Genomic DNA, 20,191 nt, shown 5'->3' with positions numbered 1-20,191 from the left:
GTCGGCGTGTCACCGGCGACTCAGTCGAACAGCACGCCCGCCAGCGAGTTCTCCCCGTCGTCCTCGCCGCCCCGACCGCGCTCGCTACCGAGGACCGGCGGCTCGACGTCCACGTCGGCCGTAACGAGAAGATCTGGTCGCCCCGCGTTGGCGCTCGCGTCGGTGACGGCGCCGGCGCCGATCGCGAGATCGGCGTCGAGTGCGTCGAGCAGCCCGTTCACCCGGCCACGGTCGGCCGCGCGGCCGGCGAGGACGACGACGGCGCCGCCGCCGCGGGCGTACCGGCGCAGCGCTGCCAGTTCCGCCTCGGCGTAGTCCTCGGTCGGCGCGGAGACGACGATCGCGCGGCCGCGGGTCAGCTTCCGCATCGACGCCACGTCGTTGTACTGCGTGAAGCCGGTATCGAGCCCCTCCAGATACCGCTGAAAGTAGGCGGCGTCCTCGGCGCTCACCGACTCACCGGCGGCGAACTGGCCGTGCCCGCCGTCGATCAGCACCTCGCCGGCGCGCGCGGTGAGTTCGTCCACGACGCCGGCGGTGAACTGGTAGGCGTCGTACGTGTCGGGATCGTCGACCGGCGCGTCTGGGCCGTCGTAGTCCTCGCTGATCGTCTGGGCCCCGATGACCGCGACGCTCGCATCCTTGTCGACGGCCGCCAGCGGCGTCCCGGGCAGTGAGGCGGACTCGCCCGCGCGAGCGACGACCTCGGCCCCCTCGCCGGCCTTGACCGGTGCCGCCCGCGGGAACAGGACGCGCTCGACCCGGGCGGGGCGTGTCGGGGCGGACGCGCCGGGATCGCTCTCCTCCCACACGCCGAGCCCGCGCTTGCGGGCCTTCCGCTCGACTTCGATGAACGCGTCGTGGTTCGTCGACCCGGAGTCGTACACGCGGGCGTAGCCGCCGGCGACGGCACGCCGGTTGTAGAAGTCCTCGCGCCCGCCGTCGCCGTCGGCGTCGTAGCGGAGGTAACACAGCAGGCGGCCGAAGTCGCCGCGGGCGCCCTCGGCGGGGTCGAACGAGAGGTCGACCGTCGCGCCCGAGAGCTCCTCGCGCGCCCACGCCGCCGACGCCCCGCCCTTCGAGAGGAGGTACTCCAGCGAGTCGATCCCCTCCCACTCTGCCGGGAGTTCCGGGTCGGCGGTCGTCTCCGGGGTGTCGATACCGAGCAGGCGAACCGTGTCGAAGTAGTCCGGCGCGCCCTCACGGGGGATGCGCACGTCGACGGTGTCGCCGTCGGTCACCGCTACGATCTCCGCGGTGTACGTTCGGGAGGTGTCAACCTCGAACCCGAGTCCCGCTCGGTCGGCGAACAGCCCCGAGAAGTCGCCGTCGAACCGCGTCGTCGTCGGGAGGAAGCCGATGCCCGCGTTGTTCGCCTCGTCGATCACCTGGTCGTCGTTGAAGCGGAACGCGAGATCGAGCGCCCCCGCGATCTCGTTGAGGTTGTCGGTCGCGTCGAAGTCCCCGAAGTCCGACTGGTCGAACAGCAACAGGCCGCCGCCGTTGGCGACGAACGCGGCGAGCGCGTCGCGTTCGGCCGCGGTGAATCCCTCGCTGGGCGAGGTGACGACCGCCGCGTCCGCCTCCGACAACGCCGAGGCGAGGTCGCCGTCGGTGCCCGTCGCCTCGAACGTGTAGCCGTTCAACTCGGCGTACTGGATGAACGCGGTGTGGGCGTCGGCGTCGTAGAACTGCCCGTGCGTCTCGTCGAACGCGACCGTCCCCGACCCGGCGACGCGATCGAGCGCGTTCAAAACGACCTCCTCGTTGCCGTAGAGGAAGTCCGTGCCGTTCTGGACGATCGGCGCGCCGAAGGCGACCACCCCGTCGTCGACGCCGACCAGCGGGATCGGCTGATCCTCCGGGTACGCGACCGCGTCACTGGCGCCGTCCTCGTCCACGTTCACGGCGGTCGGCTCCGCGCGCACCGCGACGAAGTCCGCGTCCGGCGCCGCGGGCGTTCCGTCGGCGCCAAGCAGGCTCGCCGTCGAGTCGAAGAGCAGTTCGTCCACCTGGTCGCTGTCCGTCGTCTCCGCACGCGCACCGGTCGAGCCGACCGCGAGCGCCCCCGCGCCCGCGCCGACCACACCGAGGAAGTTGCGTCGTCGCACGGGTGAACACGACTCCCAGTCTACAATAATATTACCGGCGGTGGAGTACAAATAACACAGGCCGTCTAGTGTGACAACCGATCACGACCGAACGGCTCAGTGCTCGACGAACTCCACGAGCACGCCGCCGGTGTCGCGCGGATGCAGGAAGGCGACCTCGTGGCCCCACGCGCCCGGCCGCGGCTCCTCGTCGATCACCTCGATCCCGTGGTCGTCGGCGCGGTCGAGTGCACTCCCGACGTCGTCGGTCGCGAACGCGAGGTGGTGGATCCCGGGACCGTTGCGGTCGAGGTAGCCGGCGATGGTCCCCTCGTCGCCGAGGGGTTCCAGCAGTTCGAGGTACGAGCCGCCCAGATCGAGGAAGACGACGGCCATCCCGTCGAACTCCTCCTCGTGGACGATCGTACAGCCGAGCAGATCCGAAAACAGCGCGGCCAGTTCAGCGGCGTCGGCGGTCGCGATCCCCGCGTGGTCGAAGTGCATACGCGGCGGGTACGGCGGAGGACGAATAAATCCGACCGGCTTGAGCGTCGACAGCCGACCAGTCGGAGACCACTGACGGGTCGTACTACTGCCCGGGCTTGTACTCGCCGAACTCCTCGCGCATCACGTTGGATATCTCCCCGACGGTCGCGTACGCTTTCACGGCGGAGATGATGTGGGGCATCACGTTCGCGTCGCCGCGGCAGGCGTCGCGCAGCGACGCCAGCGCCTCATCGACGGCCTCCGCGTCACGCTCGTCGCGAAGCTCCTCGACGCGATCGATCTGCGCCTGTTCTTCCTCCTCGGACACCTCCTCGAGGTCGACGTGAGCCTCCTCTTCGACCTCGAACTCGTTGACCCCGACGATGACCCGCTCGCCCTCCTCGATCTCGCGCTGGCGCTCGAAGGCGGTGTCCTGGATCTGGCGCTGGACCCACTGGCTCTTGACGGCGTCGAGCATCCCACCGCGGCGGTCGACTTCGTCGAGGATCTCGAACGCCTCCTCCTCGATGCCGTCGGTGAGGCTCTCGACGTAGTAGCTCCCGGCGAGGGGATCGATCGTATCGGCGGCGCCCGACTCGTGCGCGAGGATCTGCTGCGTCCGGAGGGCCGTCCGCACGGAGTCCTCTGTCGGCAGCGACAGCGCCTCGTCTTTCCCGTTGGTGTGGAGCGACTGCGTGCCGCCGAGCACCGCCGCGAGCGCCTGGTAGCCGACGCGAACGACGTTGTTCTCGATCTGCTGGGCGGTGAGCGTGGACCCGGCGGTCTGGGTGTGGAACTTCAACTGCTTCGACTTGGGATTCTCCGCGCCGAAGCGGTCCTCCATGATCTTCGCCCACATTCGCCGGGCCGCGCGGAACTTCGCCACCTCCTCTAAGATGTTGTTGTGGGCGTTGAAGAAGAAGGAGAGCTGCGGTGCGAACTCGTCCACGTCGAGGCCGGCGTCGACGGCCGCCTGCACGTACTCGATGCCGTCGCCCAGGGTGAACGCGATCTCCTGTGCGGCGGTGGAGCCGGCTTCGCGGATGTGGTACCCCGAGATGGAGATTGTGTTGAACTTCGGCGTCTCTTCGGCGCAGAACGCGAAGATGTCCGTGATGAGTCGCATTGACTCCTCTGGCGGGTAGATGTAGAGGTTCCGCGCGATGTACTCCTTCATGATGTCGTTCTGGATGGTGCCGCGGAGCTCCGTGCGGTCCACCCCCTGGCGGTCACCGACCGCGACGTACATCGCGAGCAGCACGGCTGCGGGCGCGTTGATCGTCATCGACGTGGAAACCTCGTCCAGCGGGATGTCGTCGAAGACGCGTTCGAAGTCCGCGAGCGAGTCGATTGCGACCCCCGACTTCCCGACCTCACCGGCGGCCATCGCGGCGTCGGAGTCGTACCCCATCTGCGTCGGGAGGTCGAACGCCATCGACAGCCCCGAGGACCCCTGATCGATGAGGTACTGGAAGCGCTCGTTCGTCTCGGCGGCCGTACCCATTCCCGCGTACTGGCGCATCGTCCACAGCCGCCCGCGGTGCATCGTCGGGTAGACGCCGCGCGTGTACGGTTCTTCGCCGGGGAAGCCGACGTCTTCCTCGTAGTCGATGTCGGACACGTCCTCGGGGGTGTACAGCCGCTTTACCTCCTGCCCGCCCGTGTCGGTGTCGAACGCTTCCTTGCGTTCCCCGAATCGGTCGAGCGTCGGGGAGAGGGTCTCTTCCTCCCACTCCCGCTTTCCCTCGCGGATCGCTTCGAGATCGTCGGGGTCGAACATGAGCGATCCATCTCGCGCCCGCGGCTTAAGCGGACTGGAGCCGACATCGGTCGCGAGCCGCCTCCGCGGCCGTCGCGCGTCCGCCACGTGTAACGCGACGGCCGCGGACGGATCGGCCGCAGCACTCGGATCGTCGTCACGACTGCCCCGCCTCCCCGTCGTGTCGAGGCTCGTCGCCTCGTCGTGTCGGGATTTATGTGACTGCCGCCGCTGGAACTGCCCATGCAAGTCGCCCCGATGCAGGCCGCGCTCACCGCGGCGTACGTGTTTCACACTCTGTTCGCCGGCCTCTGGGTCGGCGCAGTCGTCATCACCGCGTGGAAGGTTATCCCGCTCGCGAAAGACGGCGACGCGAGTCCCGAACTCCTCGGCGGCGTCGTTTCCGGCGTCTCGACGATCACGCGGGTCGGCGCGCTCGTGTTCATCGCCACCGGCGGTCACATGGCCGCGACAGTGTACGGCGCCGAGGGACTGTTCACGCCGCCGCGGGGCCACGTCGTGCTCACGATGCTGGCGCTGTGGCTGGTCATGACGGGGCTTGTCGAGGTCGGCGGGAGCAAGGTCCGCTCGGCGCTCGAGACGGGGAAAGTCCGCACCGCCGGGCGCGACGCCGGAACGTTCTACACCGCCGCCGCCGCGGTCGGGTTCGTCCTGCTCGTGCTCGGCGGCTACCTCTCAGTCTAACGCGCTCACCCTCGGTCTGACTCGACGCGCTCACGCTCCGTCTCCGTTCTCGAACACCAGGCAGTACGAGTGGTCGAATCCGTAGCCGTAGCGTCCCGGGGTACCGTCGTAGCCGTCGCCCTCCCACTCGATCACGACCTCGCCGTCGAACCGGAGCACCTCGCTCACCCGGTCGGCAACGTCGAACGCGAGCGGCGTGACGTGCCCGCCCTCGCGGACGTTCACGACGTCGACCACGACGGTACCGCCGGGCGCCATCGCCGAGGCGACACCGCCGAACGCTGCCTCGACGTCGTCGAGGTAGTCCGGGTACGTGCTCTCGCCCTCGTAGTTCTCGAAGGGGTTCATATCGATGCTGTGCGTGTTGAACGGCGGCGACGTGAAGCAGCAGTCGCACGGAGGGAACCACGTCTCATCGAGATCGAGGGCGCTCCCGTGGCGGACGGCGCCGCCGTGGTCGTCGCCGAGGCGGTCGCGGATCGCGGCGACGCGATCGGCCTCGTACTCGACGCCGAACGGCACCCGCCCCAGCCGCTCGGCTGCGATCAGCGTCGTCCCGAACCCCGCGAACGGGTCGAGCACGCGGTCGCCGGGGTCGGTGTGCTCCCGGAGAAACCGCTCGACGAGGACGTCGGGCGTTCTGACCTCGTCGGCGTGACCGGGCGGGAGCGGATCGCGGTGGCCGAACGGCAGCGTGAGGTGGGTTTCCATCGCGTACAGATAGGCGGCGATCGGGCATCATAACTCCCGGGTCGGACCCCGGACGCCTCCGCGCTGTCGGTGTCGGCGCCGTCGCACCCAGCGTCGGGATACAAGGCACGGGCCGTCGTTCGCCGTTCATGGTCCTGCCAGACGACGTCGCGCGGTTCGTCCGCGCGACCGGTCCCGGTCACACTGCGGTACAAGAGCGGATGGCCGCGTTCGCCCGCGAGCACGACTTCCCGAACATCGGCCCCGAATCAGGGGCCGTGCTCCGGTTGCTCGCGCGGCTCACGGACGCCGACACGGTCTTCGAGTTCGGGTCGGGGTTCGGTTACTCCGCGTCGTGGTTCCTCCGCGGCAGCGCCGACCGGGTGATCCTGACGGAGTTCGACGCCGACGAACTCGATCAGGGCCGGGAGTTCATGGCCGACGCGGGGCTCGCCGAGCGCTGCGTCTTCGAGGAGGGGGACGCCATGGAGACGGTCGGGCGCTACGACGGCCCGTTCGACGTGGTGTTGATCGACCACCAGAAGGAACGATACGCCGACGCGTTCGACGCCGTCCGCGACAACCTCGCTCCGGGGGGCGTCGTCGCCGCCGACAACGTGATGCGCGGCCCGATTGATTTCGACGCGCTGCTGACGCACGTCGAGGTCCAAGCCGGTAGCGGCGAAGCCGCCGGAGACACCGGGAACGCGCCGGCGACGGCGAACGATCAGACGCGGGGGATCGCCGATTACCTCGATGCCGTCGGCGGCGACGACGCCTTCGAAACCGCCGTTCTCCCGGTCGGTTCCGGGCTCGCCGTGAGTACGAAGGTCGACTGACAGCAGCGGAGGCCGCACCCGTCCCCAGACGGACGAGAGTTCAAATACGAACACCGCACCAGCCCCCGCATGCGCTGAGAACCGTCCCGTCGCGTGATACGGCTGTGCGACACGCCGCGGCGGGAACGAGTCCGGATCTCCCGACGGATGCCGGTGGGAGCAAGCGGGGCGGAGGGGGACGCCCCGAACGACTGACCGGGGTGCGAGTGTCGCCTGTTCGCCCTACCGAAGCCGGAGTTCGACGCTCCCAAGCGACGCGAACGTCGCGCTCGCGGTCTCTCCGGCTGCGACGGAACCCGGCTCCGTCAGCGACCCGGTCGTGACGAGCGTGCCGACCGGGAGGCCGTCGACCGCGTCCGCGAGCCACGTGAGCGCCGCCAGCGGGTGTCCGAGCGCGTCGGCGCCGACGCCCGAGTCGCTCGGCTCGCCATCGACCCTGAGCGTCACCGACTCCTCGCCGAGCGCGAGGCTCGAGGGGCCGGTCCCGTCGCCGAGGACGATCCCAGCGTCGAGGCAGTTATCCGCGATCGCCAGCGGCGCGTCGAAGGCCCAACCCGTCCGGCTGTCGACCAACTCGATCGCGGGAAGAACCGTTTCGACCGCGTCGTGGGCGCGGTCGCGAGAGGCGTCCGCCGGGAGGTCGTCGCCGAGCCGGAACGCGACCTCCGGCTCGACGCGGGGATCGATGAACTCCTCGGTCGGGACCGACACCGGTTCGTCGCCGTCGGTCGCGTCGTGGACTGACTCCTCGAGGAGCCGGCCGTACCCGGGTTCGTCGACGCCGAGGTCCGCACGGACACGCTCGTTGGTGAACCCGATCTTGTAGCCGACCGGGTCGCCGCGGTCGGCGACGAGCCGGTCGACGAGCCGCGTCTGAACGCGGTAGCCAGCATCGATCGACGACGGGAGACCACCTGTCGGAACGCCGTCAGGATCGACCGCAGTCACGGTTTCGTGTGCCGTCGCGAGCGCGGCCGCAAGGTCGTCAGCCGCCGCGTCATTCATCGCCGGCTTCCAGGCTGCGGATCGACGTGCTGCTCTGGCATGAGATCCCCGAACGGCTGGCCGTCGAGCCACTCCAGCAGGTGGACGAGCTGATCGCTCGCCGCCTCGAACAGTTCTGCGCCCTTCTCCGGTGTCGCGTCGGTCTGGTCGCCGAAGACGCCGTTCCCGGAGTTGTCCGCGGAGTCGTAGAACGTGCGCGCGCCGTGGGTCCGAAGGTTCGCGTCTTCGAGATCGACGATCCCGCCGTCGCGGGCCGACTCCAACTGCTCGGTCCGCACGAGCTCCTCGGCGATGTGCATGACCATCGCCGTCTCCTTGGGCCCGCCGTGGGGGCCGTTGTGCTCGAAGACCTCCGAGACGAGGTCCGGGATCGACTCGTCCCACATCCACTCGACGGCATACGCCGTCTCGTCGCGTCGGAGGCGGCGGCCGACCTCGCGGAGGTGCTGGGCGTTGCCGCCGTGGGCGTTCACGTACACGATCCGGTCGATGCCGTGGTACGCGAGGTTGCGCGAGAGGCTCTCGACGTAGTCGCGAAACACGTCGGGCTCGACCCACATCGTCCCGTGGAACTGTCGATGGTGTTCGGAGACGGCGATCCGGACGGGAGGCGTACAGAGGAAGCCGGTCCGGTCGCTCGCCTCGCGCGCGAGCGCCTCGGCGATCAGGTAGTCAGTCGCCAGCGGTAGATGCGGGCCGTGCTGCTCGGTCGACCCGAGGGGAACGATCGCGAGCGACTCCTCGGCCACGTACTCGCCTAGTTCGGGCCAAGTCTGGTGCGAGAGATACACAGGGTCACGCATGGGCGGCCGCGAAATGAAATGCGCGGATGTCGACGCGACCCACCGCGCCCCGCCGGACCGTTCGCGCACGGCCGTGGTCGCTCGCGGCGAGCGGGTGCTTCGCCACGCTTTTGCTCGCCGCGAGCGACGCCTCGGGTATGTTCGGAGGCGGCGGGATGAACCCGCGCAAGATGCAGCAGATGATGAAGCAGATGGGCATCGACGTGACCGAGATCGACGCCGAGGAGGTCGTCATCCGCACGGGCGACGAGGAACTCGTGTTCGACGGCGCCCAGGTCACGCGCATGGACGCCCAGGGCCAGGAAACGTACCAGATCGTCGGCGAGCCGGAAACCCGCGAACTCGGCGCAAGCGACGACGCTGCGGCCGACGACGCCGGCGGAGGTGCCGCCGACAGCGACGCGGACGCCGGCGGAATCGCAGACGAGGACGTGCAGCTCGTCGCGACCCGTGCGGGCGTGAGCGAGGCCGACGCTCGCGAGGCGCTCGAGGCGGCCGACGGCGACCTCGCGGCGGCCATCTCCAGCCTGGAGTGAGCTCGTACCTGCTCGTTCACCCTGACTCGGACCGCGAGTACCTCCGCGGCCCCGGCGACGAACTCCAGACCGACCTCGGGGTTGTGGAGGTCCCGGAGGACGTGGCTCACGGCGACGTGTTGGAGACGCACCTCGGCGAGGAGTTCCACGCCCGCCGCCTGCGCGGGCCGGATCTGTTCAACCACTTCGAGCGCACCGGCGCGCCGATGATGCCCCGCGACATCGGGCTCGTGATCGGCCACACCGGCGCGCAGTCGGGCGACCGCGTGCTGGACGCGGGGACGGGGACAGGTGTGCTCTCGGGATATCTCGGCCGGATCGGTGCCGAGGTGACGACCTACGAGATCGACCCCGACTTCGCCGAAGTCGCCCGCGAGAACATGGACCTCGGCGGCGTCAGCGACCGCGTCGAAGTTCGCACCGGCGACCTCACCGAGGAGTTGGACGAACTCGCCGCGGGCGACCCGTTCGATCTGATCACCTTGGACACCGCCGACGCCGCCGCGGTCGTCGAGCGAGCTCCGGACTTGCTCGTCCCCGGCGGCTACGTCGCTGTGTACACTCCCTTCGTCGAGGACGCGCGCGACACCGAACTCGCGGCGCGGGAGGCCGGACTCGGCGACGCGGAGACCCTGGAGACGATCCAGCGCGAGCTCACCGTCGACGAGCGCGGCACCCGGCCGAGTACCGCGGGCGTCGGCCACACGGGATACCTGCTGTTCGCTCGGCGCTCCGAGTGAAACCCACTGGGGAAGAGTCTGGAAACCGAACTTGAACCCCTTCACGTACGCAGACAGTCCTACCGGGTTTCGGTCAACGCTCGCCCCGGGCGTCGGGCGCCGCCACCGACGCCCACGTCGTCGGTCTGACCGCGTCGTCGGTTTGGCCGCATCGTCGGTCTGGCCTCGTCATCGATTCGAGGCGTGGGTGCCACCGTCGCCGACTCCTACGCACGGAAGCCATGCCGACTGACGCGGCGGGAGCGGACTTGGACGAGCGTGGGCGGACGGCTCTCGACGGGGAACCCCCGCCGAAACGGAGACACTGAGAACGGCAACGGGGAACCGCAGTGAACGGGGAACACCGATAAGTCGGTCGGAGCCGTTGTTCCGGGTACTGATGAGCGCCGACGATACGCCGGAGCCCGGTCGAGGGGAGACGACGACGTGGCCCGACTTCGGCATCGCGCTGTACGAACGGCTGACGGGTCGGGGTGCTGAGATCAGCTACACCTTCGACGATCTGGAGGTAGACGTCCCCAGCAGTGCGGATGAGGATACGAGCCATGCACACTGGCGACTCAACGGGACGCTCCGCATCTCGTCGAGCGAGCACGGGGACTCCGAGGAGTGACCGGCGAGCCGCCTGGCGAGGAATTCGGCTCCCGAGCGGCGGGCAGCGACCCCGAACCGGTCGCAGTCGGCGACCTCCATGTCGCCGTCGACGTCGACGCTGCCGTCGACGGCGACCGACTGGCCGTCCGTTCGGCCGACGGTCGGATCGACGTTTCGGCAGACAGCCTTCGCGCGCTCGGACGGCTCGGATCGCTTCGAGAGTCGCTCCCCGAGCGGGTCGATCGGCTGTTGGACCGGGTCCCGCTCGGCGTCCACGTCGACGGCGTGGAGGTCGCGCGCGTCGATCCGGGCGTCTCGGCCGGGCCACTCGCTCGCGCGCTGGGTGTCGCACCCGCACGGATCGACGCGACGGGCCTCGCCATTACGGTGCTTCGCGGTCGGTGGTAAGGTCCGTTCCCAGTCGGTGCACTCTGTCTCGACCTGGTGCCCTCATCGCGTCTCGCGCATCAGCGAGAACAGCTCCTCGCGAAACCGATCGGGGTCGAACGCCTCGGCGAGCGCGTCGTCGGTCCGCTCGTCCGGCACCGTCCGGACCGCCGTGGGGTAGGCGCCGCCAACGAGGAGGTAGGCGCCGGCAACGGGCCGGACCGCCGCCCACCCGCGGGCCCGAACGTCGACGCCGTCGAGGCGACACAGCGCCTCGTATCCGGCGACACGGGAGTCGTCGCCGAGCGCAGAGTCGATGGCGTCGACATCCGCGGCGGCGACGCGCCGGACTCCCTCGAAGCCGCGCTCCGCGAGCGAGTCAGCGAACCCGGCGTGCGCTCGGTTCGCTACGAGTTTCGTGAGCGGCGCCGACGGTCCGGTCGCCGGTGACACCGTGAGCCGGCTCGCGACGAAGAAGCGCCACAGTCGGTCCACCCCCGTCTCCTCGGCGACGCGGTCTCGGAGCGCGCGATCCTCGTACACGACGGTCGCGGCCGCGACGGTGACGACCGCGGCGTCGAACTCCGTCGTCTCGCGACGCTCGCGCTCACACCACCCCCCCTCGGCGAGCGCAGCGTCGGGGACGGACGGGAAGGAGTCCGACATGCGTCGAGTTCCGCTGTCGGGTGCGACGGTGATAATTGTACGTGACGGGGACGGTGCGAGGAGTCCGCGAGTGGGGAGACCCGATTCGCCAGCGTCGCCCAGCGGTCTCGTCACAGCGACCCGCCGAGTCGGTGACTTTAACCGATATCCTCCCCCATACTCGACAAATGGCTTTTGAGGGCCTCCTAGAAGACCCTGTTATCCAGAAGTACCTCCACGAGCTGGTCGGTCCGACGGGGATGCCCGTCGCCGCGGCCCCGCCGGACGGCGAGGTCACCGACGAGGAGCTCGCAGAGGAGATGGGACTGGAGCTGAACGACGTGCGACGCGCGTTGTTCATCCTCTATGAGAACGATCTGGCGTCCTATCGTCGCGTGCGCGACGAGGACTCCGGGTGGCTCACCTACCTGTGGACGTTCCACTACGAGAACATCCCCGAGAACCTCGAGGAGGAGATGTACCGCCTGCTCGAGGGGCTTGAGGAGCGTCGCGCCTACGAGTCCGATCATCAGTTCTACCTCTGTGAGGTCGACTCGATCCGGTTCGAGTTCGAGGAGGCGATGGAGTTCGGCTTCGAGTGCCCCGAGTGCGGGTCGCCGCTTGAGTCCATGGAGAACAGCCGCCTCGTCGAGGCGATGGAGTGGCGCATCGACCAACTCGGCGACGAGCTCAACGTCGACCGCGAGGAAGCCGAGGCGGAAGCGTAGATGGTCGTCCTCGCGACCAAATGCTACGTCACCGGCGACGCTCACGATCGAGCGCTCGACGGGATGACCTCCCTCGTCGCCAACGAGCTCGGTGATCTGGACGTCGAGTTCGAGGTCGGCGTCCGGTACGACGACTTCGTCTCGGTGACGGTGTCGGGCGACGACGAGACGGTCGCCCGCAACGTGCTCCGCGAGGAGTGGGGGGAGATCACCGACCACTTCACCGACGGCGAGACCTACGTCGGCACGCTCGAAGGGTGGGACGAGGACGGGTTCGTCCTGGACGCGGGCACGGAGATCCGGATTCCCAGCAACGGCCTCGGCCTCGGTGCGGGCTCACCCGAACAGATCCGAGATCGGCTCGGCATCGTCCAGCACCTCTCGCTTCGCTTCGTGTACGACGACGACGGCGACCACGAGCTCGCGGACGCCGAGCGCGACCGCCTGTACGACTGGACACGGGGGCAGGGACGCGTGAACGTCAACTCCGCGACCCGCGCGGAGGTCCGCGCGACCGTCAATCGGGCGGGCCACGCGAACGACATCGTCACCGTCGAGCGACTCGGGCTGCTCGAACAGAGTATCGTCTGCCGGGAGAACACTGACCCGCCGGGGCTGCTCGCCGCTATCGGCGGCTATCTCCCGTCGGAACTGAAGGCGGTCATCCCGCAGTAGCATGGCCAGACGGCGACGACTCCTCGCGCTCGCGGCGCTGGTCGGCATGCTCGCGCTGTCGGGGTGTCTCGGCTTCTTCGGGGGCGGCTCCGTCTCCGACGAGCGGCTCGATCAGTCGCCCGCGGGCGGCGAGTACGACTGGAACGCGAGCGTCGAGTCGGATCTGAACGCCCACATCACGATCCACGACAACGCGACGTTCTCGGCGGTGTACGCGGTCAACGGCAGCGAAGTCGAGCTGTTCCGACGCGACGGCCTCGGCGGCACGAATCCGCTCGACGTGCGGGCGGTGCGCTACCGCTACCCCAACGGGACCGTGATCACCGGGTCGGAGCTTGCCGATCGCGGCGCCGTCGAGCGGACGCGCGACGTCGTCCGCATCGACTTCCCCGGCGAGGGCGACGTCGAGGGCGACCGGATCGCCTTCACCGCGGGTTCGACGCCCAAGCGGTTCGTGCTGCCGACGTACGTCAAGGGCTCCTACGAGGTCGTGTTGCCGCCGAACCGCAGCGCGTCGCTGCCGGTGTTCGGCGACGTCACCCCCGGCGGCGCGACCACCGACGTCGACGACCAGAACCGCCTGCACGTCCGCTGGGACGACGTGCAGACTGACTCGGTGATCGTCCAATTCTACCTGTCGCAGGACATCCAGATCTTCGGGGCGGTGTTCGCCGTCCTCGCGGTCGTGGGCGGGGGCGGCCTCCTGTACTACCGCCGGCAGATCGACGCCCTGCGCGAACGGCGCGAGGAGCTGGGCCTCGACGTCGACACCGAGGACGACGACATCGGCGACGACGGCCCGCCTCCGGGAATGCGTTGAGCTCTCACCACCGGTGAGCGCCGATCCCCGGTTCGGTTCGCACTGTCGACATCTGAGGCCCGGTTCGCGCCGTCGACACCCGACCCCGGAACCGACGCCCCTTTTCGCGTGCCCGCCGTTCCCTCGGCAATGACGACCGACGCCCCTGCAGGCCTCGATATCTCGTCCGGGGCGACCCTCCCGCCGCTGGCGCTCGATATCGACGGGACGCTGACGACGCCTGAGCACACGATAGATCCCCGCGTGTTCCGGGTGCTGCCCGAGTGGCCCGCACCGGTCGTGCTCGCCACGGGGAAGTCGTTTCCGTACCCGATCGCTTTGTGCCACTTCGCCGGAATCCCCGAGCGGGTGATCGCCGAGAACGGCGGCGTCGTCTGCGTCGACGAGCGGGTGCGGATCGAGGGCGACGCCGAGCGGGTCGCCGCGGCGGTCGACGCCTTCCGCGAACGGGGCGGGGAGTTGGGCTGGGGCGACGCCGACACCGTCAATCGCTGGCGCGAGACGGAGGTCGCCGCGCGCGTCACCGCCGACGAGGCGCTCCTTCGGGAGATCGCCGAGGAGTTCGACCTGACGTTTCTCGACACGGGGTACGCATACCACCTCACCGACCCGGCTGTGACCAAGGGGAGGGGACTCCGGGAGGCGGCGTCGATCCTCGATCGCGACCCCGGGGCGTTCGTCGCCGTCGGCGACTCGATGAACGACGCCTCGACGTTCGCGGTCGCCGGCGAGAGCTACGCGCTCGCGAACGCCGACGAGGTCGCGAGGGACGCCGCGGACGTGACGGTCGACGCCGGGTTCATGGACGGCACCATGACGGTGCTCGCCGAGCTGATCGAACGGGCGGACGCCTGACCCGCGACCGGCAGTCGCGCGGGCGACGCGACCCGGTTGGGGGCTCGTTACGCCTCGTTCGCGCCGTCCTCGAACGGGACGAACGAGCCGTTGATGTCCCACTCGTGGATGCAGTACACCGCGCCGACGGCGTCGTCTGCGACGACCCAGCTTCCGGTCGCGTCGTCGAAGCGCTCCTCGCGGCCGCACCGCTCGCAGGCCCGGGCACGGGGGCGACGGATACGAACTGACATGCGAGCACCTGGTCCGCGGATCGACTTAACCCTCTCGGGGCGGTCGACCGTCTCCGGATCCCTCAGCGGGATCCGTCTCCGTGGCGAGCCCCGCGAGGTCCTCGAGGTCGGCGACGACGATCCGCTCGTCGTGTTCCTCGCCGCCGAACGCGGTCGTCTGCTCGCCGATCATCTCGAACCCGTTCCGTTGATAAAAGGAGAGCCCGACCTCGTTCTCGGCGAACACGACCGTCGAGAGCCGCTCGTGGTCGTCGACGAACCGTCGCGCGACCGCGCCCAGGAGGGCGGTTCCGATCCCCTCGCGCCACGCGTCGGGGCGGACGTAGATCCGCCGGAGGACGACGTTCCCGACCTCCGGGGCGTACCGGACGTGTGCGAATCCCACGATTCCGCCGGCGTCGTCCGCGTCCACCCCGTCGCCCTCCGCTCCCGGTTCTCCGTGGGCCATCGCGACGAGGAACGCGCCGGCGGCGGCGATGTGGCGACGGAGCGTCTCGGGCGCGTACCACTCGTCGACCGTGGCGTCGATCGCCTCTTCGGACAGGAACTCGCCGTAGGCGGCGTGCCAGGACGCCCGCGCGATCGACGCGATCGCCTCCGCGTCGCCGCGCTCGGCCTCGCGGACGTGCATACCCGGCCCGTCGGTCCGAGCCGACAAAACCGCAGGGGGTCTTTACCCCCGGCCCCCTAGCCGGAAGCGATGGGATTCCACACGTTCGACGCCGACCGCGCGGACAAACTCGAAGACCCGGGACGCTTCCGGTACTGTTCTGAGGAGGAACTGATCGCCGCGCTCGCGGTCCCCGCGGACGCGACGGTCGCCGATCTCGGCTCCGGAACCGGCTTCTACACCGACGTGGTCGCACCCCACGTCGGCACCTGCTACGCCGTCGACGTGCAGTCGGAGATGCACGACCTGTACGCCGAGAAGGGGATCCCGGAGACCGTCGAGACCGTCACCGCCGGCGTCGGCGACCTCCCGTTTTCGGACGACGCGCTCGATGCCGCCTTCTCGACGATGACCTACCACGAGTACGCCAACGACTCGTCGCTGGCGGAGCTCGCGCGGGTCGTCCGCCCCGGCGGCCGCGTCGTCACGGTCGACTGGACCGCCGACGGCCCCGGCGACGCCGGGCCGCCGCGCGACGAGCGCTTCGGCGTCGGCGACGCCGCGAGCGCGTTCGAGGACGCGGGATTCACCGTCGAGCGCGCCGAGACGCGCACCGACACGTTCGTGCTGGTCGCGCGTCGCTGAGGCGGCCACGCTTCGCCGTCCCGGCGGTTACTGCCGGTCGTCCCAGAACCGCTCCAGCCCGAAGCGCAGCATGTCCGGGCTCACCGGTCGGAACTCCTCGCGCTCGTACTCGGGGAGGTACTCGCGGACGGCGTTCCACGACTCCCGCGCGTACCGCGCGTCGACCAGACAGCGCACGCCGACCTCGTCGCTCCCGCGGATCACCCGACCGATCGCCTGTCGGGCCTTCCGCACGGCCGGGACGGTCAGCGCCGTTTCGAATCCGTCCCCGAACTCCCGGTCGTACGCCGTCTTCACCGCGCGCGTCCGCGGCGACGACGTGTTGATGATCGGGACGCCGCAGATCACCGCCGCCGCGAGGCGATCGCCCTCGTAGTCGACGCCCTCGGTGAGCGTGCCGCGGATGCTCGTGACGAGCACCTTCGCGTCGCCGTCGAAGAAGTCCGCCTTGAGCGCCTCGGTCGCGGTGTCGTCGCTCGACTCGTCGATGAGGACCTCCTTGTCGATCCGCCCGTCCGCCTCCAACTCGCCGGCCATCCACTCGGCCTCGCCGTAGCTGGGCATCCCGACGAGGACGTTTCCGGGCGTCGTGGCGGCGACTTCCGCGGCGGCGTCGGCGTGCGCCCGTCGGGTCTCGTTGTCTTCCCCGGGGGGACCTCGGTTCGAGAACGTGAACTTCGGGGCGTCGACGGCGAACGACGCCCGATTCTCCTCGGGGAACCCGAGGCCGTAGGTCCGCTCCTCGACGGGGCGGCCCTCCGATTCGAGGTAGTTGAGCCCCGTCACCTCGCGGAACACGTCGAGCGGCGCGAGCGTGGCCGACATGAGCACGCCGCCGCCGAAGTCGGCGAGGCGCTCGCCGATGGCGTCGGCGGGCACGCAGTTGTGCAGCGCCAGTCGGGCGTTGTACGCGCGCCGCCACGAGTCGGGCGCCTCCGTCTCGTCCCACGTGCGCAGGAGTTCGAGTTCCCGGAAGTACGTCTCGTGGTCGCAGCGGTACCAGGCGTTGAGCGTCCGGCCGACGCCGGGAACGGCGCGCTGGCGGTCCTCGTCTTCGGCCTCGTCGAGAATTCTGGCGACGACGGCCCCCACCTGCTCGGCGCGCGCCCACACCTGTTCGCCGTAGCCGGCGTCTCTGGCCCACTCTGTTATCTCGTCGACGCCGGGGGCTTCGGGGTCGCGCAGCGGGATCTCCTCGTCGTCCAGGTCCGTCGGGTCGTCGCGCCAGCCGCGACGCTCGGCGTCGAGGAAGCCCTCGACCCGGCGGTCGAGTTCCTCGCGGAGGTCGCGAACGAACTCGGTGAGCAGTTTCACCTCGTCGAGGCTCACGTCCGCGTCGGCGAGTTCGCCCCGAACGAGGTCGGCGTCGGTCGTCCCCTCGACCCGGCGGCCGGACTCCTCGAACTGCACGGGCTGGAGCACGCGCGTCAGTTCGTTCTCGGCGTCGCGGAGGCTCGCGTCGGCGACGCCGTCCGAGACCAGGTCGCGGACCCGCGGCTCCAACATGTGGGCCTCGTCGCAGACGACGAACGTCGAGTCGTCGACGAGCGCGCCGGTGAATCCTCCGACTGTCGTCGGGTCGAACGCGTGGTAGTAGTTGCCGACGACGACCTCCACCTGCGGGAGGACCGCGCCCATCATCGAGTGGGGGCACGTGCCGTGGCCCGCCGACAGGCGGACCAGCTCCTCGGCGTCGATCAGCCCGCGGTCGGCGAAGTCGAACGGCACCGCCTCCGCGGCGTCGCCGTCCTCCGGGAGGTCGTCGAGGTACTGCGCGTAGAAGGGGCAGTACTCGACGCCCTCGCGGGTAGCCGATCCGCCGTGCGCTGGCATCTCGGGGAGATACGGCGTCGGCTCGCCGGCGGTTTCGAGGTAACTCGCCCCGTCCTCGCCGGTGTCGGCGAGTCCGGTCTGTGCGCGCCGCGCCTGTTCGGCGAGCGCGCCGGCGCTGGCCTCACCCCCGTCGGCGTCGCCGACGAGGTCTCGGGTGCGCTCGCGCAACCCCTCACAGCGCTCGTACACGTTCCCGGTGTCGACGCCGCCGCGGTTCTCCCTGGCATACGGGCACACGTCGGCCTTGCCGACGAGCGTCATGCCGGAGACCGGGCGCCAGTCGTCCGGGAGGGTTCGGTTGATCGTGCGGAGGTCGGCCTCGAACTGGCGGAGCTGCTGTTTGACGCTCGTGAGCACGAGCACGCGTTCGTAGTCGCTGTCGGGGTCGCGCACCAGGTCGATGCCGGCGGTCAGCGCCAGCATCGTCTTCCCGGTGCCGCAGGCGCCCTCCAGCGCGAGGTATCCCCCGTCGTCGGCGACGGCGCGGGCGGCGTCGATCCCGTCCGCCTGCTCGGGGTACGGGTCGGAGTGCCCGAACACGGTCCGCCACGGCTCGTCCGTCGCCTCGGTCACGGTGTAGTCGGTGGTTGCCACGGGTTTCAGTCCGTCGATGGTCCCGCTTTCGTACGTGAACCTTCAGTCCGGCCCGCCGACCGCGTCGTCGCCGCGGCCGTCGACCTCCTCGCCGCGGGCGGGGGTCACAGCAGGCTCTCGCCGAGCACGATCACCGAGAGGTTGTTCGCGAACAGCGCCAGCCCGGCGGCGACGAGCAGCCCCAGCCACGCCTCGATGAGCAGGCCGTAGTAGGGACGAACGCCCGCCGGCGTCATCCGGTAGGTCTCCATGAGCCCCCGAAACACGACCGTCGCGAGCGCGACGGCGACGAGGTTCACGCCGACGAGGACGGGGAGCGGCTGTCCGAGCGCCCACCGCATCAGCGGGTTCGCCTCCGCCCCCGGTCCCACGACGGCCGCTGCGTACATAGTCGTCAGGAGGTCGACCGACACCAGCAGGAACAGCGCGACGGCGGCCCACTCCCAGTACTCCTCGACGCGCTCGGCGACCGCGGCGCCGCCGGGTTCTCGCACGAATTCGAAACGTCGGGGTGTCGGCCTAACCGTTTCGGCACGCGGGGGATCGTCGACCGTGGGTCACGGGCCGCGATACGCCCACGGCCCGCCCCCCGCGGTCGTGTCCTCGCCCGTCCGGTTCCCCTCCATCGCGGCAGCGACGGCGGATCCGCGGTCGATCCGCCCGTTGACGGCCGTCTCGCGGAGTAGGCGCTCCGTTTCGGCGGGCGTGAGTCCGTCCTCGCCGGCGGCGGCGGTCATCTCGGCGACGACGCCTGCGACCGCCGGCGCGGCGGCGGAGGTCCCTCTGAGGGTCGTCCCGTCCGAGAGGCCGACCGTTCCCGCCGCTCGCACGTCCGTGGCCGACGGCGAGTACGCCGCGAGGCGGCCGTCAGGGCTGACCGCGCCCACGGAGATGACGCCGTCGGCGGTCGCGGGCGCGACCGCGCTCCCGTTGTCGGCGACCTGCGCGAGTCGGTGGCGGGCGGCGAACAGGTCGACGTCGCCTCCCCCGGGCTCGCGTACGTCAACGGCGACGTAGTAGGAGCCGCGGGGAACCACCGCGTCGATCGCCTCCGCCTGACCCGACTCGCGGGTCGACTTCGCGACGACCTCGTCGCGACCGTCGGCCACGTCGCGGTACAGGTACAGGTCGTAGTCGCCCGTCCCGGCCCAGTATAGCCGCAGCGTCACGGCGCCGGAAATCCGCCCGTCCCCGAGGCGGTTCCCCTGCGTGCCGTCGTCGTCGAACGCCAGCCAGCCCGATTCGGCCGCCGAGCCGCCCCAGTGGCGCCGTGCGGTGTTTCCGCCGGAGGTGACGAAGACGGTGCCGTCGTCGGCCGCGCGCTCGGCTGCCCGTGCGATCCGGTCCATTCCGTCGGCGGTCCGCGGGTAGTAGCTCCCCGCATCGACGATCACGTCGACGTCGCGCTCGACGAGCCAGTCCACCGCGCGTGCGTACTCCGCCGGCGTCGGTTCGTGGCCGACCGAAGCGAGATACAGCGACGACTCGGGGGCGCGCTGTGCGACGACGCTCGCGACGGTCGCGTCGTGGCTGGCCGCGTCGCGGTCGCCCACCATCAGGCCGAACCGCGAACTCGTCACGCGCTCCCGGGCGACCACCCGGCCGTCGATATCGGCCGCGTCGCCGAAGGCGCTCCCGATGACGCCGACGCGAACCTCGTCGGCGTCCCGGGCGCCGTCGACCGACCCGGCCGGAGCCCGCTCGACCCGCGCCCGGTCTATCGGAGCGTGAACGGACGACCCCGGAACGGCCCCGGCGGTGACGCCGCCGAAGAACCGGCCGACATCGCCGTACTGCGGGGCCGAACTGCCGCCGGCGACGGCGCCGCTGCCGCGGGTCACGTCCGCGCCCACGAGGCCGGCGCCGGCGCTCGCGACGACGATGACGACCGCGATCAGTGCTGCCGTTCGACCCACCGT

At 70.2% G+C, this 20,191-nt stretch carries 23 protein-coding genes; 11 read left to right on the top strand and 12 right to left on the bottom strand.

Annotated elements, in window-relative coordinates; all coding sequences use genetic code 11:
* Positions 1 to 20: 20 nt before the first annotated feature.
* The 3 genes from P0Y41_RS04940 to P0Y41_RS04930 form a co-directional block, all read right to left on the bottom strand.
* Positions 21 to 2,111, bottom strand: coding sequence for a thermonuclease family protein (locus P0Y41_RS04940; RefSeq protein WP_284062860.1), 2,091 nt, complete (start codon positions 2,109 to 2,111; stop codon positions 21 to 23).
* Between the two features lie 96 nt (positions 2,112 to 2,207).
* A complete protein-coding gene (gene mce, locus P0Y41_RS04935; RefSeq protein WP_284062859.1) occupies positions 2,208 to 2,594 on the bottom strand; it encodes a methylmalonyl-CoA epimerase in 387 nt (128 codons plus the stop codon).
* 85 nt (positions 2,595 to 2,679) lie between these two features.
* Positions 2,680 to 4,356 carry an acyl-CoA mutase large subunit family protein gene (locus P0Y41_RS04930; RefSeq protein WP_284062858.1) on the bottom strand — a complete coding sequence of 559 codons (1,677 nt, stop codon included), beginning with the start codon at positions 4,354 to 4,356 and terminating at the stop codon, positions 2,680 to 2,682.
* Between the two features lie 222 nt (positions 4,357 to 4,578).
* Between P0Y41_RS04930 and P0Y41_RS04925 the strand changes: the two genes are divergently transcribed.
* A complete protein-coding gene (locus tag P0Y41_RS04925) occupies positions 4,579 to 5,040 on the top strand; it encodes a CopD family protein (protein ID WP_284062857.1) in 462 nt (153 codons plus the stop codon).
* 30 nt (positions 5,041 to 5,070) lie between these two features.
* Here the strand turns inward: P0Y41_RS04925 and P0Y41_RS04920 are convergent, their stop codons facing one another.
* Positions 5,071 to 5,751, bottom strand: a complete 681-nt coding sequence (locus P0Y41_RS04920; RefSeq protein WP_284062856.1) for a DNA methyltransferase — start codon at positions 5,749 to 5,751, stop codon at positions 5,071 to 5,073.
* A gap of 128 nt (positions 5,752 to 5,879) precedes the next feature.
* On the opposite strand from P0Y41_RS04920, the gene P0Y41_RS04915 reads away from it, so the two are divergent.
* A complete protein-coding gene (locus P0Y41_RS04915; RefSeq protein WP_284062855.1) occupies positions 5,880 to 6,569 on the top strand; it encodes an O-methyltransferase in 690 nt (229 codons plus the stop codon).
* A gap of 222 nt (positions 6,570 to 6,791) precedes the next feature.
* On the opposite strand, the gene P0Y41_RS04910 is transcribed toward P0Y41_RS04915, so the two are convergent.
* Both P0Y41_RS04910 and P0Y41_RS04905 read right to left on the bottom strand, forming a co-directional pair.
* Positions 6,792 to 7,574: a 2-keto-4-pentenoate hydratase gene (locus P0Y41_RS04910; RefSeq protein ID WP_284062854.1), complete on the bottom strand. Its 783-nt coding sequence runs from the start codon at positions 7,572 to 7,574 to the stop codon at positions 6,792 to 6,794.
* A complete protein-coding gene (locus tag P0Y41_RS04905; protein WP_284063346.1) occupies positions 7,571 to 8,365 on the bottom strand; it encodes a creatininase family protein in 795 nt (264 codons plus the stop codon). The genes P0Y41_RS04910 and P0Y41_RS04905 overlap by 4 nt, the downstream gene beginning before the upstream one ends.
* A gap of 149 nt (positions 8,366 to 8,514) precedes the next feature.
* Between P0Y41_RS04905 and P0Y41_RS04900 the strand changes: the two genes are divergently transcribed.
* The 4 genes from P0Y41_RS04900 to P0Y41_RS04885 all read left to right on the top strand — a co-directional run bounded on the left by P0Y41_RS04900 (position 8,515) and on the right by P0Y41_RS04885 (position 10,655).
* Positions 8,515 to 8,913, top strand: coding sequence for a nascent polypeptide-associated complex protein (locus tag P0Y41_RS04900; RefSeq protein ID WP_284062853.1), 399 nt, complete (start codon positions 8,515 to 8,517; stop codon positions 8,911 to 8,913).
* Positions 8,910 to 9,653 carry a tRNA (adenine-N1)-methyltransferase gene (locus tag P0Y41_RS04895; RefSeq protein WP_284062852.1) on the top strand — a complete coding sequence of 248 codons (744 nt, stop codon included), beginning with the start codon at positions 8,910 to 8,912 and terminating at the stop codon, positions 9,651 to 9,653. The genes P0Y41_RS04900 and P0Y41_RS04895 overlap by 4 nt, the downstream gene beginning before the upstream one ends.
* 379 nt (positions 9,654 to 10,032) lie before the next feature.
* Positions 10,033 to 10,266, top strand: coding sequence for a hypothetical protein (locus tag P0Y41_RS04890; RefSeq protein ID WP_284062851.1), 234 nt, complete (start codon positions 10,033 to 10,035; stop codon positions 10,264 to 10,266).
* On the top strand, positions 10,263 to 10,655 hold the full coding sequence (locus P0Y41_RS04885) for a hypothetical protein (protein ID WP_284062850.1): 393 nt from the start codon (positions 10,263 to 10,265) through the stop codon (positions 10,653 to 10,655). The genes P0Y41_RS04890 and P0Y41_RS04885 overlap by 4 nt, the downstream gene beginning before the upstream one ends.
* 42 nt (positions 10,656 to 10,697) lie before the next feature.
* On the opposite strand, the gene P0Y41_RS04880 is transcribed toward P0Y41_RS04885, so the two are convergent.
* Positions 10,698 to 11,300 carry a DUF6517 family protein gene (locus P0Y41_RS04880; RefSeq protein WP_284062849.1) on the bottom strand — a complete coding sequence of 201 codons (603 nt, stop codon included), beginning with the start codon at positions 11,298 to 11,300 and terminating at the stop codon, positions 10,698 to 10,700.
* 167 nt (positions 11,301 to 11,467) lie between these two features.
* Between P0Y41_RS04880 and P0Y41_RS04875 the strand changes: the two genes are divergently transcribed.
* The 4 genes from P0Y41_RS04875 to P0Y41_RS04860 all read left to right on the top strand — a co-directional run bounded on the left by P0Y41_RS04875 (position 11,468) and on the right by P0Y41_RS04860 (position 14,357).
* Positions 11,468 to 12,007 (top strand): transcription factor, encoded by a 540-nt coding sequence (locus tag P0Y41_RS04875; protein ID WP_284062848.1) that lies wholly within the window; start codon positions 11,468 to 11,470, stop codon positions 12,005 to 12,007.
* The gene (locus P0Y41_RS04870; RefSeq protein WP_284062847.1) at positions 12,008 to 12,682 is read left to right on the top strand and encodes a DUF2110 family protein; all 675 of its coding nucleotides are present in this window, start codon (positions 12,008 to 12,010) and stop codon (positions 12,680 to 12,682) included.
* 1 nt (position 12,683) lies between these two features.
* Positions 12,684 to 13,502 (top strand): DUF5803 family protein, encoded by an 819-nt coding sequence (locus P0Y41_RS04865; protein WP_284062846.1) that lies wholly within the window; start codon positions 12,684 to 12,686, stop codon positions 13,500 to 13,502.
* A gap of 129 nt (positions 13,503 to 13,631) precedes the next feature.
* Positions 13,632 to 14,357 carry an HAD hydrolase family protein gene (locus P0Y41_RS04860; protein ID WP_284062845.1) on the top strand — a complete coding sequence of 242 codons (726 nt, stop codon included), beginning with the start codon at positions 13,632 to 13,634 and terminating at the stop codon, positions 14,355 to 14,357.
* Between the two features lie 47 nt (positions 14,358 to 14,404).
* Here the strand turns inward: P0Y41_RS04860 and P0Y41_RS04855 are convergent, their stop codons facing one another.
* Together P0Y41_RS04855 and P0Y41_RS04850 are read right to left on the bottom strand one after the other, a co-directional pair.
* A complete protein-coding gene (locus P0Y41_RS04855; RefSeq protein WP_284062844.1) occupies positions 14,405 to 14,590 on the bottom strand; it encodes an HEWD family protein in 186 nt (61 codons plus the stop codon).
* A 25-nt stretch (positions 14,591 to 14,615) separates the two neighbouring features.
* Entirely contained in the window at positions 14,616 to 15,221 is a 606-nt protein-coding gene (locus P0Y41_RS04850; RefSeq protein ID WP_284062843.1) for a GNAT family N-acetyltransferase, read from the bottom strand.
* A 69-nt stretch (positions 15,222 to 15,290) separates the two neighbouring features.
* Here P0Y41_RS04850 and P0Y41_RS04845 point away from each other — a divergent pair, with 69 nt between their 5' ends.
* Positions 15,291 to 15,845: a class I SAM-dependent methyltransferase gene (locus P0Y41_RS04845; protein ID WP_284062842.1), complete on the top strand. Its 555-nt coding sequence runs from the start codon at positions 15,291 to 15,293 to the stop codon at positions 15,843 to 15,845.
* A gap of 27 nt (positions 15,846 to 15,872) precedes the next feature.
* Here the strand turns inward: P0Y41_RS04845 and P0Y41_RS04840 are convergent, their stop codons facing one another.
* The 3 genes from P0Y41_RS04840 to P0Y41_RS04830 form a co-directional block, all read right to left on the bottom strand.
* The gene (locus P0Y41_RS04840; RefSeq protein WP_284062841.1) at positions 15,873 to 18,272 is read right to left on the bottom strand and encodes an ATP-dependent DNA helicase; all 2,400 of its coding nucleotides are present in this window, start codon (positions 18,270 to 18,272) and stop codon (positions 15,873 to 15,875) included.
* Between the two features lie 104 nt (positions 18,273 to 18,376).
* The gene (locus P0Y41_RS04835; RefSeq protein WP_284062840.1) at positions 18,377 to 18,766 is read right to left on the bottom strand and encodes a hypothetical protein; all 390 of its coding nucleotides are present in this window, start codon (positions 18,764 to 18,766) and stop codon (positions 18,377 to 18,379) included.
* A 63-nt stretch (positions 18,767 to 18,829) separates the two neighbouring features.
* Positions 18,830 to 20,188, bottom strand: a complete 1,359-nt coding sequence (locus P0Y41_RS04830; RefSeq protein ID WP_284062839.1) for a S8 family serine peptidase — start codon at positions 20,186 to 20,188, stop codon at positions 18,830 to 18,832.
* Positions 20,189 to 20,191: the final 3 nt, after the last annotated feature.

The organism is Halobaculum halobium, from assembly GCF_030127145.1.
In the GTDB taxonomy this organism is placed as follows: domain Archaea; phylum Halobacteriota; class Halobacteria; order Halobacteriales; family Haloferacaceae; genus Halobaculum; species Halobaculum halobium.
This window is presented reverse-complemented; position numbering and strand designations above follow the sequence as displayed.

Bases quoted from the DNA above. Each gene is read 5' to 3' on its own strand.
- mce (WP_284062859.1), bottom strand. From the start codon at position 2,594: ATGCACTTCGACCACGCGGGGATCGCGACCGCCGACGCCGCTGAACTG.
- P0Y41_RS04910 (WP_284062854.1), bottom strand. From the start codon at position 7,574: ATGAATGACGCGGCGGCTGACGACCTTGCGGCCGCGCTCGCGACGGCA.
- P0Y41_RS04875 (WP_284062848.1), top strand. From the start codon at position 11,468: ATGGCTTTTGAGGGCCTCCTAGAAGACCCTGTTATCCAGAAGTACCTC.
- P0Y41_RS04870 (WP_284062847.1), top strand. From the start codon at position 12,008: ATGGTCGTCCTCGCGACCAAATGCTACGTCACCGGCGACGCTCACGAT.
- P0Y41_RS04860 (WP_284062845.1), top strand. From the start codon at position 13,632: ATGACGACCGACGCCCCTGCAGGCCTCGATATCTCGTCCGGGGCGACC.
- P0Y41_RS04915 (WP_284062855.1), top strand. From the start codon at position 5,880: ATGGTCCTGCCAGACGACGTCGCGCGGTTCGTCCGCGCGACCGGTCCC.
- P0Y41_RS04900 (WP_284062853.1), top strand. From the start codon at position 8,515: ATGTTCGGAGGCGGCGGGATGAACCCGCGCAAGATGCAGCAGATGATG.
- P0Y41_RS04865 (WP_284062846.1), top strand. From the start codon at position 12,684: ATGGCCAGACGGCGACGACTCCTCGCGCTCGCGGCGCTGGTCGGCATG.
- P0Y41_RS04890 (WP_284062851.1), top strand. From the start codon at position 10,033: ATGAGCGCCGACGATACGCCGGAGCCCGGTCGAGGGGAGACGACGACG.
- P0Y41_RS04880 (WP_284062849.1), bottom strand. From the start codon at position 11,300: ATGTCGGACTCCTTCCCGTCCGTCCCCGACGCTGCGCTCGCCGAGGGG.
- P0Y41_RS04920 (WP_284062856.1), bottom strand. From the start codon at position 5,751: ATGGAAACCCACCTCACGCTGCCGTTCGGCCACCGCGATCCGCTCCCG.
- P0Y41_RS04855 (WP_284062844.1), bottom strand. From the start codon at position 14,590: ATGTCAGTTCGTATCCGTCGCCCCCGTGCCCGGGCCTGCGAGCGGTGC.
- P0Y41_RS04930 (WP_284062858.1), bottom strand. From the start codon at position 4,356: ATGTTCGACCCCGACGATCTCGAAGCGATCCGCGAGGGAAAGCGGGAG.
- P0Y41_RS04845 (WP_284062842.1), top strand. From the start codon at position 15,291: ATGGGATTCCACACGTTCGACGCCGACCGCGCGGACAAACTCGAAGAC.
- P0Y41_RS04850 (WP_284062843.1), bottom strand. From the start codon at position 15,221: ATGCACGTCCGCGAGGCCGAGCGCGGCGACGCGGAGGCGATCGCGTCG.
- P0Y41_RS04925 (WP_284062857.1), top strand. From the start codon at position 4,579: ATGCAAGTCGCCCCGATGCAGGCCGCGCTCACCGCGGCGTACGTGTTT.